An 8902-nucleotide genomic window follows, 5' to 3' on the forward strand; every position below is an offset into this window, starting at 1 on the left:
GCCCGGCCATCCGGTGCGGCAGGTCAGGGCACATCCGTCGGAGACGCGGCAGGTCACCGGCCGCGAGCCCGAAGCGGACGGACCACGGCGGCCGACAGGGCGGCCGCGACCAGCAGCCCGGCGACGTAGAACGGGCCGGGGCCCCCGGCCTCGGCGCCGAGGGCGGTCGCGGCGAGCAGCGGGCCCGTCGTGGCACCCGCGTTGAGCGCGGCGGTCGCGAAGGCGCCGGCCATCGTGGGCGCACCGGCGGCCTCGTACAGGACCCGGGTGATCAGCGTCCCGCCCGCGGCGAAGGACAGCGCGCCCAGCAGGAACACCAGGGGGAACAGGGCGCCCGGTTCGCCCGCCGACACGGCCAGCGCGGGCCAGCCGAGCAGCAGCAGCGGGCCGGACACGGCGAGGAGCGGGCCGGGGCGGCGGTCCGCCAGCCGCCCGGCGACGGTGACACCGGCGAACGACCCGGCCCCGAACAGAGCCAGCGCGACCGGGACCCACAGCTCGCCCAGGCCGGCCGGGCCGGTCACCACGGGGGCGAGGAAGGTGAAGCCGCCGAAGGTCGCCGCGTTCACCAGCGCGGCGAGCAGCATCGCGCGCAGCAGCCCCGGGCGGCGCAGTTCGGCGAGCTCCGCGCGCAGCGCCGGGGCCGGGGTGTCCTTTCCGGTCGAAGTGGCAACGTGGGGAAGGCCCTTGACGATGCCCACGGCGGCGGGCAGGCAGAGCAGTGCGACGGCCCAGAACGCCGAGCGCCACCCGAACAGCGCGCCCAGCACCGCCCCGCCCGGGACGCCGGCCACCGTCGCGATCGTCGTCCCGGACAGCAGCACGGCGAGCGCCCGCCCCTTGCGGTCCGCCGGCGCCATCGCGGCGGCGGTGGTCAGGGCGACGGCGAGGAACCCCGCGTCGGCGAGCGCGGCCACCACCCGGGTGGCGAGCAGCACCGGGAAGCTCGTGGTGACGGCCCCGACGGCGTGCGCCGCCGCGAAGGCCAGGACGAACCCGAGCAGGCTGCCGCGCCCGCTGCGGCCGCGGGCGAGCGCGGCCATCAGCGGCGCGCCGGCGGCCATCCCGACCGCGAAGGCGGCGGTCAGGGCGCCGGCCGCGCCGACGCTGACGCCGAGGTCGGCGGCGAGGCCGGGCAGCAGCCCGGCCAGCATGAACTCCGAGGTGCCCATGGCGAACACGGCCAGGGCGAGCAGATAGAGGGGGAGGGGCATCGAGGAACTCCGAGGAGGGCGGTGGGAACGAGGGAGGGACGTCTCGTCACCGCACGCTCAGCCCCCGGGCGGCGCGGCTTCGGCGCTCGCTCGGAACTCGGTACTCGGTGGTCCGGGTGTTCAGGGGGCTGACGGCGCGTGACCGAAAGTCCCCACCCTGGATGCCTCGGGGCTCGACATGCCCGCAGGCTATCCGACCGCCCGCTCGCGGAGCACCCGGTTTTCCGCCCGCCCCCGGCGGCGCGGACGCCCGGCAGGACCGGACCGTGGTACCCACGCGCGGGGCTGTCGGTGGGGTGTGCCAGGGTGGCGCCCATGTTGGCGATCGCGGTGCAGACGAACAGGACCCGGCACCTGAGGGTGACGGCGGACGAACTGGCGGGGATGGTCCGGCGCATCGGCGCGCCGGACGACCGCATCGTCGTCGTGACCCGGACACCGGACCTGCCGGACGTGTTCGTCCAGGTGCTGCACGAGGAGGGCGGGTTCTACGAGCTGGAGTACCGGGACGGCTCCGCGGCGCGGCACTTCGTGGTGGAGCTGGACGGGCCCGAGCCGGTCGTCGAGGCGATGACGGGCTGGGCGCGCGGCGCGGCGGGCTGGGACGACGGCCTGGACTGGCGGCCGCTCGACCTGGGCCCGGCGCCGGAGCCGGTGCCGCCGTTGGAGCTGGACGCGGACGAGCGGCGGCAGTTGGAGGACCGGCTGCGGCTGACCCTCGCCTGCGGCTACACCGACCGGGCCCGGCTCGCCGAGGAGGCCGCGGACCACCTGGTCTCGGGCGACCGCCGACCGGTCTCCCGCGCCCAGTCCTGGCAACTCGCCGACCGGCTCTGGCTGGAGCGCGTCGGCGAGCAGAGCGGGTGGATCGGCGAGACCGACCCGGAGCGCCTCACTCGGGCCTTCACCGCCCTGGAGACGGCCGGCATCACCGCCCGGGAGCACTTCACCTGCTGCCGCTCCTGCGGCCAGGGCGAGATCTGGGACGCCGGCGATCCCGGGGCCAGGGGCTTCGTCTACTTCCATCACCAGTGCACCGAGGCCGCCGCCGTCGGCCGCGGCCTGAGTCTGCTGTACGGCGGCTTCGACGACTCCCCGGAGACCACCGCCGAGGTCGGCGAGGAGGTCGTCGCGGCCCTGGCCGCCGTGGGCCTGCCGGCGGTCTGGAACGGCGACCCGTCCCACGCGATCGAGATACGCCCGCTGCTCTGGCGCCGCCGCCTGGTGTGACGCCGGACGCCGTGACGCCGTCTCCCGCACCCGCCGCGGAGACGGCGTCACGGCCTCACGGCACCAGGACCCGCAGCGCGTCCTTCGCCACCGCGACGTCCACCGGCAGCGGGGCGATGAACTCCCCGTCGGCGTAGGCGGTGATGCCCGGGGACTCGATCCGCAGCGACTCCGTGCGCAGGGTGGTGACCTCCGGGTGGGTGGTGTGGGTGCCCTTGAGGAGGGTGGGGAAGAAGCGGGCGATGCGCAGCCGGGGCATGGCGTCGACCAGGGTGACGTCCAGCAGGCCGTCGTCCGGTAAGGCGGCGGGGCACATCAGCATGCCGCCGCCGTAGCTGCGGGTGTTGCCGACGGCGGCCAGGGTCAGGTCGCGTTCGATGACGGTGCCGTCGGCGAGGGTGATCCGGAACGGCAGCGGGCGCAGGTTGGCGAACTCGGCGAGGATGGCGAGGTTGTAGCGCATCCGGCCGCGCGGCCAGCGCAGCCGGTTGGCGCGGTCGCTGACCAGGGAGTCGAAGCCGGTGGCGAGGACGGAGCCGTACCAGCGCACCGCCCCGTCCGGTCCGGTGACGCGGCCGAGGTCGATGCCCCGGGTGCGCCCGGCGGCGATGACGTCGGCGGCGGCCTCGGGGGCGCCGAGCGGCAGGCCGTACTCGCGGGCGTGGTCGTTGCCGGTGCCGGCCGGTATCACGCCGAGCGGGACGGGGGTGCCGGCCAGGGCCTGGAGGGCGAGGTTGATCATGCCGTCGCCGCCGACCACGGCCACCGCGTCCACGCCGTCGGCCGCCGCCTCGCGGGCGAGGCGGACGGCGTCCTCGGGGGAGCGCCCGGCATGCGGTTCGACCTGGAGGCCGAGGGCCCGCAGCCGGGCGGTGGCCCGGTGGGCGGCGGGCTCGGCATGGCCGATGCCCGCCGCCGGGTTGGTGAGAACGGCGACCCTGCGGACGGTTCTCACGCCGACCCCCCACGGGCACGGCTCATGGGATCAGCTTGCCGGGGTTGAGGATGCCCGCCGGGTCGAGCTCGGCCTTGACGGCGCGCAGGACGCGTACGCCCAGTTCGCCGATCTCCTCGGTCATCCAGGGCCGGTGGTCGGCGCCGACGGCGTGGTGGTGGGTGATGGTGCCGCCGGCGCGGAGGATGGCGTCCCCGGCGGCGCGCTTGGCGGTGCCCCAGCGGGTGAGCGGGTCCTCGCCGAGTGCGGCGACGACGGTGAAGTAGAGCGAGGCACCGGTCGGGTAGACGTGCGAGATGTGGCAGAGCACCAGGGCGCCGGGCAGGGCCCCGGTGAGCGCCTCGGTGACGGCGGTGCGCAGGTGGGCGAGCCGCTCCCAGTCGGCGGCGGTCTCCAGGGTCTCGCAGAGCGCGCCCGCGCCGAGCAGCGAGTCGCGCAGGTAGGGGGCGTTGAACCGGCCGTGCTCCCAGGCCCGGGCGGGGCCCTCGCCGAGCGAGGTGCCGCCGGCGGCGAGCAGGGCGTCCCGGGTGAGCTGGTGCCGGGCGGCGACCTGGGCGGCGCTGCCCTCGAAGACGGTGACGGCCAGGCAGCCGCTGACCGCCGGGGCGCCGCCGATCCGCTCGGTCATGGCCAGGTTGACCATGGTCTCGGCCTCGTCGGAGAGCCGGATCACGGTCGGGCCGGTGCCCTGCTGTTCGACGGCGCGCAGCGCGGCCGTGCCGGTGGCGAAGTCGGGGAAGCTCCACGCCTCGTACGCCTTGACGGCGGGCAGCGGGTGAACCCGCAGCCGGACGGCGGTGATCACGCCGAGGGTGCCCTCGGAGCCGAGGAAGAGCTGGCGCAGGTCGGGGCCGGCGGCGGAGGCGGGGGCGCGGCCGAGGTCGAGCACCCCGGCGGGGGTGACGACGCGCAGCCCGCGCACCATCTCGTCGAAGCGCCCGTACCCGGCGGAGTCCTGGCCGGAGGAGCGGGTGGCGGCGAAGCCGCCGATGGTGGCGTAGCGGAAGCTCTGCGGGTAGTGGCCGAGCTCCCAGCCGCGTTCGGCGAGCAGCGCCTCCGCCGCCGGGCCGGTGAGGCCCGCGCCGAGGACGGCCTCGCCGGAGGTCTCGTCGAGGGCGTGGAGGCGGTCGAAACGGCGCAGGTCGAGCGAGACGACGGCTTCGAAGGCCCCGCGCTCGGGGTCGAGGCCGCCGACCACGCTGGTGCCGCCGCCGAACGGGACGACGGCGATGCGGCGTTCGGCGCACACCGCGAGGACGGCGGCGACCTCCTGCTCGGTGCCGGGCAGCACGACCGCGTCGGGCGCGTCCTGCGGTTCGCGGCTGCGGCGGCGCAGCAGGTCGGGGGTGGACTTGCCGCCGGCGCGCGGCAGCCGGTCGGCGTCGGCGGCGCCGACGTGCGTCTCGCCGACGGCGTCGGCCAGCGCCTTGAGGTCCTCGGCGGAGATCCGGGACGCACGCAGCACGACCTCGTCGGCGCTCGGCCCGGGGACGGCGTCGCCGGTGACGCCGAGGGCGGCGGCGAGCAGTCCCTTGACGTCGGCGGACAGCTCCTTGGCGAGGGCCGGGTCGCCCCAGGCGTCCCACTTCATCGGGGGGAGCGGAAGCGCGGCGCCGGCCGGTCCCGCTTGCGTCTCAGGTGCCATGCGTTACAGTTTCACACATCATGTCAAGTAGTAACGAGGAGCCCCAGAGCCGGTCCCAGTCCCAGCGCCAGTCCCCGCCCCAGGCGCGGACCGCCGCGGAGCGCGGCACGGACGACGCGATCCTGGACGCCGCCGCCGACCTGATCGTCCACCTCGGCGTGCGCCGCACCCAGCTGGCCGAGATCGCCCGCCGAGCCGGGGTCAGCCGCCCGACCGTCTACCGCCGCTGGCCGGACGTCCGGGCGGTGATCGGCGCTCTGCTCACCCGGGAGGTCCTGGCCACCCTGGAGGGCACCCCGCAGGCCGGGCAGGACCGGGAGGCCTTCGTCGAGCGGACGGTGGAGATCGCCGTCCGGCTGCGCGAGCACCCGGTGATCGGCGCGCTGCTCCGCTCCGACGACTCCGACCTGCTGCTCGAGTACGTCGTCGAGCGGCTCGGCGCCAGCCAGCGCGGACTGCTGGAGGCGCTGCGCACCGGCATCGAACAGGGCCAGGCGCACGGCTCGATCCGGGCCGGCGAGCCGCTCGAACTGGCCGCCATGGTCCTGCTGATCGCCCAGTCCACCGTCCAGTCGCACCGCATGGTCGCCTCCCTGCTGCCCGAGGCGGCCTGGCGGCGCGAACTGGCCAGAGCGCTGAACGGATACCTCGCGCCATGACCCCCACCGCAGGCCCGTACGCCGGCACCGCCCGACTCGACGCCACCCGAAGGGCGTTGGAGCTCCAGGCACTCGGCGACGCCCCCCGGATCGACCTCCTGGTGATCGGCGGCGGCGTCACCGGCGCCGGGGTGGCCCTCGACGCCGCCTCGCGCGGCCTGCGCACGGTGCTGGTCGAGGCCCGGGACCTGGCCTTCGGAACGAGCCGCTGGAGCTCCAAGCTGGTGCACGGCGGCCTGCGCTACCTCGCCTCCGGGCGGATCAAGGTGGCCCGGGAGAGTGCCGTCGAGCGCGGCGTGCTGATGACCCGCACCGCCCCGCACCTGATCCGCGCGCTGCCCCAACTGGTGCCGCTGCTCCCGGACTTGCTGCGCCCCGGCCAGGCCGCGCTGATCCGCACCGGCTTCCACGCCGGGGACGCGCTGCGCCTGGGCGCCGGCACCCCGGGCGTGCTGCTGCCCCGGGTGCGCCGGATCGACGCCGAGCGGACCCGTCGGCTGGTGCCGGCCGTGCGGACGGCGGGCCTGCGCGGCGCCCTGGTCGCCCATGACGGCCAACTCGTCGACGACGCCCGGCTGGTGGTCGCACTGGCCCGGACCGCCGCGCAGTACGGGGCGAGCGTGCTGACCAGGGTGCGCGCCGAGGAGGTCACCGGCGCCTCGGCCCGGCTGGTCGACGCCCTGACCGGCCAGGAGATCACCGTCCGGGCCGGCGCGGTGGTCAACGCCACCGGCGTCTGGGCGGGCGAGGTGGACGCCTCGATCAGGCTCCGGCCCAGCCGGGGCACCCACCTGCTGGTGGACGCCGGCCTGCTCGGCCACCCGACCGCCGCCCTCACCGTCCCGGTGCCCGGCTCCACCAGCCGCTTCGTCTTCGCTCTGCCGCAGCAGCTCGGCCGGGTGGCGATCGGGCTGACCGACGAGGACGCCCCGGGTCCGATCCCGGACGAGCCGCAGCCCTCCGAGGCCGAGGTCTCCTTCCTCCTCGACACCGTCAACACCGCCCTCGCCACCGCCCTGACCAGGTCGGACGTACGCGGCGCGCACGCCGGGCTGCGTCCGCTGATCGACACCGGGGACGGCAGCACCGCCGACATCTCCCGCGAGCACGCGGTGCTGGAGTCCCCGTCCGGGGTGGTCACCGTGGTCGGCGGCAAGCTCACCACCTACCGCCGGATGGCCGAGGACGCGGTGGACGCCGCCGTCCGGCTGCGCGGGCTGCCCGCCCGTACCTGCTGGACGGCCCGGCTGCCGCTGGTCGGGGCGCCCGGCCACCGGGACAGCCGGCCGTCCCCGGCCGGGGCGCGGACCGGCGGGGAGGTACCCGCCTCGCTGCTCGCCCGGCACGGCGGCACGGCCCACGAGGTCCTGGCGGCGGGGGAGTCGGCGCCGATCGCGGAGGGCCTGGACGTCACCCGGGCCGAGGTCGCCTACGCGGTCAGCCACGAGGGCGCGCTGGACGCGGTCGACGTGCTGGACCGCCGGACCCGGATCGGGCTGGTCGCGGCGGACGCCGAGCGGGCCCGGAAGGCGGTCGAGGAGATCGTCGCGGAGACCGTCGCGCAACGGCGGTGAACGCGGCGGAACCGGATCAGCGGACCGTGCGCTCGGGCATCGGGTGCTCGGCGCCGGCCAGCTCCAGGGCGCAGGAGAGCGGGTGCTCGGCCAGGCCGGTGCGGTCCAGCCGCACCGCGACCGGCTTCGGCGGCTCCTCGGCGATCTGGGCGGCGAGGGTCAGCGGGTAGACGCCGTGCCCGTGGACGCGGTGGAAGGCGCACTCCTTGCCGTCGACCAGCAGCTCGGTCTCGGTGATCCAGCCGGAGCGGACGTTGACGGTCACCGAGTGTCCGCCCTGGTCGAGGTGGAAGCTGTACCGCTGGCGCATCGGGACCTCCGACGACAGGGCCTGTGACGTGGGGAGACCCGGCGAGGGAAATCCCCACTCAGTTTAGGCCCTGTCCGGTCGCTAGGGTGCTCGGTATGCGGAGTGCGACGGGTGGTGGCCCGCGGCCGTACGGGCCGGACGACGAGGTGGCGGACGACGAGCCGGCGGAGGACGAGTGCGTCCTCGGGCTGTACCGGGTGTCCGTGAAGGCGAGGACGGGGCGCAGGGCCGGCCCTGCGCCGCGGACGGGGCTGCTGGCGGCCTACGCGGACGGCGGCGCGTTGCGGGCCGTACTGCGCCGCCTGGGGGCGCGGGCCCTGCCCACCCTGGCCCGCCACGAGCCGGACCTCGACTTCAGCAGCCGGATCAGGCATCCGTCGATGGCGGCGCTGGTCCGGGAGATCGAGCAGGCCGACCGGGCCCGGCTCCCGGCCGCCGAGCGCGAGGTGCTGGAGCTGCTGCTGGACTGGGGCCGCCGGGCGCTGGCCGAGAACGGCGCGCTGCGGATCGGGATCGACGCCACGCGGTGACCGGGAGTGGGGGACCCTGAGGAATCCCCGGGGCACGGCCCGCCTCCGGGTGGATTCTCGTGATCTCTACAGTGTTGTAGATTCGTTCACAGGGAGAGATCCGAGGAGGGCATTGTGGGAGTTTCGCTGGCCAAGGGCGGCAACGTCTCGCTCAGCAAGGAGGCGCCCGGTCTGAGCGCCGTGATCGTCGGACTCGGCTGGGACGTGCGCACCACCACCGGGGCCGACTACGACCTGGACGCCAGCGCGCTGCTGTGCAACGCGCTGGGCAAGGTGGTCTCGGACCAGCACTTCGTGTTCTTCAACAACCTTCGCAGCCCCGAGGGTTCGGTCGAGCACAGCGGCGACAACCTGACCGGTGGCGGTGACGGGGACGACGAGCAGATCAAGGTCGACCTCGACCGCGTCCCGGTCGACGTGGCCAAGGTGGTCTTCCCGGTGTCGATCTACGACGCCGACGCCCGGCTCCAGAACTTCGGTCAGGTGCGCAACGCGTTCATCCGGATCGTCAACCAGGCCAACGGCCAGGAGATCGCGCGCTACGACCTGACCGAGGACGCCTCGACCGAGACCGCCATGGTCTTCGGCGAGCTGTACCGCAACGGCGCCGAGTGGAAGTTCCGGGCCATCGGCCAGGGCTACGCCTCCGGCCTGCGCGGCATCGCGACCGACTACGGCGTCAACGTCTGACGGTCCGCGGCGAGCCGACAGGGGTTCGGCGGCCACGCGTTCAGCCCGTGCGGCCCCGCGCGTGGGCGGCGAACCCCATATAGTCGCCCGGGAGT

At 75.5% G+C, this 8902-nt stretch carries 9 protein-coding genes; 5 read left to right on the forward strand and 4 right to left on the reverse strand.

Features of this window, described 5'->3' with window-relative positions; all coding sequences use genetic code 11:
* Nucleotides 1-53: 53 nt before the first annotated feature.
* On the reverse strand, nucleotides 54-1214 hold the full coding sequence (locus tag ACFRAR_RS18940) for a Cmx/CmrA family chloramphenicol efflux MFS transporter (RefSeq protein ID WP_380699233.1): 1161 nt from the start codon (nucleotides 1212-1214) through the stop codon (nucleotides 54-56).
* A gap of 315 nt (nucleotides 1215-1529) precedes the next feature.
* Here ACFRAR_RS18940 and ACFRAR_RS18945 point away from each other — a divergent pair, with 315 nt between their 5' ends.
* On the forward strand, nucleotides 1530-2444 hold the full coding sequence (locus ACFRAR_RS18945) for a DUF6891 domain-containing protein (RefSeq protein WP_380699235.1): 915 nt from the start codon (nucleotides 1530-1532) through the stop codon (nucleotides 2442-2444).
* Nucleotides 2445-2499: 55 nt separating this feature from the next.
* On the opposite strand, the gene ACFRAR_RS18950 is transcribed toward ACFRAR_RS18945, so the two are convergent.
* Complete coding sequence (locus ACFRAR_RS18950; protein WP_380699236.1) at nucleotides 2500-3399, reverse strand: diacylglycerol kinase; 900 nt, start codon at nucleotides 3397-3399, stop codon at nucleotides 2500-2502.
* Nucleotides 3400-3421: 22 nt separating this feature from the next.
* Nucleotides 3422-4990 carry an FAD-binding oxidoreductase gene (locus tag ACFRAR_RS18955; protein WP_380699237.1) on the reverse strand — a complete coding sequence of 523 codons (1569 nt, stop codon included), beginning with the start codon at nucleotides 4988-4990 and terminating at the stop codon, nucleotides 3422-3424.
* Between the two features lie 74 nt (nucleotides 4991-5064).
* On the opposite strand from ACFRAR_RS18955, the gene ACFRAR_RS18960 reads away from it, so the two are divergent.
* Together ACFRAR_RS18960 and ACFRAR_RS18965 are read left to right on the forward strand one after the other, a co-directional pair.
* Nucleotides 5065-5703, forward strand: coding sequence for a TetR/AcrR family transcriptional regulator (locus ACFRAR_RS18960; RefSeq protein WP_380699238.1), 639 nt, complete (start codon nucleotides 5065-5067; stop codon nucleotides 5701-5703).
* Nucleotides 5700-7277 (forward strand): glycerol-3-phosphate dehydrogenase/oxidase, encoded by a 1578-nt coding sequence (locus ACFRAR_RS18965; RefSeq protein WP_380699239.1) that lies wholly within the window; start codon nucleotides 5700-5702, stop codon nucleotides 7275-7277. Before ACFRAR_RS18960 ends, ACFRAR_RS18965 begins: the two co-directional genes overlap by 4 nt.
* A 16-nt stretch (nucleotides 7278-7293) precedes the next feature.
* On the opposite strand, the gene ACFRAR_RS18970 is transcribed toward ACFRAR_RS18965, so the two are convergent.
* Nucleotides 7294-7587, reverse strand: coding sequence for a hypothetical protein (locus tag ACFRAR_RS18970; RefSeq protein ID WP_380699240.1), 294 nt, complete (start codon nucleotides 7585-7587; stop codon nucleotides 7294-7296).
* 95 nt (nucleotides 7588-7682) lie between these two features.
* Here ACFRAR_RS18970 and ACFRAR_RS18975 point away from each other — a divergent pair, with 95 nt between their 5' ends.
* On the forward strand, nucleotides 7683-8117 hold the full coding sequence (locus ACFRAR_RS18975) for a hypothetical protein (RefSeq protein WP_380699241.1): 435 nt from the start codon (nucleotides 7683-7685) through the stop codon (nucleotides 8115-8117).
* A gap of 114 nt (nucleotides 8118-8231) precedes the next feature.
* Nucleotides 8232-8807, forward strand: a complete 576-nt coding sequence (locus ACFRAR_RS18980; protein ID WP_380699243.1) for a TerD family protein — start codon at nucleotides 8232-8234, stop codon at nucleotides 8805-8807.
* Nucleotides 8808-8902 lie beyond the last annotated feature (95 nt).

This window comes from Kitasatospora sp. NPDC056651, assembly GCF_042792155.1.
Classification (GTDB): domain Bacteria; phylum Actinomycetota; class Actinomycetes; order Streptomycetales; family Streptomycetaceae; genus Kitasatospora.

What these genes read in the sequence shown, in the direction of transcription:
- ACFRAR_RS18940 (WP_380699233.1), bottom strand. Translation starts at nt 1,214, where the DNA reads ATGCCCCTCCCCCTCTATCTGCTCGCCCTGGCCGTGTTCGCCATGGGC.
- ACFRAR_RS18945 (WP_380699235.1), top strand. Translation starts at nt 1,530, where the DNA reads ATGTTGGCGATCGCGGTGCAGACGAACAGGACCCGGCACCTGAGGGTG.
- ACFRAR_RS18955 (WP_380699237.1), bottom strand. Translation starts at nt 4,990, where the DNA reads ATGAAGTGGGACGCCTGGGGCGACCCGGCCCTCGCCAAGGAGCTGTCC.
- ACFRAR_RS18960 (WP_380699238.1), top strand. Translation starts at nt 5,065, where the DNA reads ATGTCAAGTAGTAACGAGGAGCCCCAGAGCCGGTCCCAGTCCCAGCGC.
- ACFRAR_RS18965 (WP_380699239.1), top strand. Translation starts at nt 5,700, where the DNA reads ATGACCCCCACCGCAGGCCCGTACGCCGGCACCGCCCGACTCGACGCC.
- ACFRAR_RS18970 (WP_380699240.1), bottom strand. Translation starts at nt 7,587, where the DNA reads ATGCGCCAGCGGTACAGCTTCCACCTCGACCAGGGCGGACACTCGGTG.
- ACFRAR_RS18975 (WP_380699241.1), top strand. Translation starts at nt 7,683, where the DNA reads ATGCGGAGTGCGACGGGTGGTGGCCCGCGGCCGTACGGGCCGGACGAC.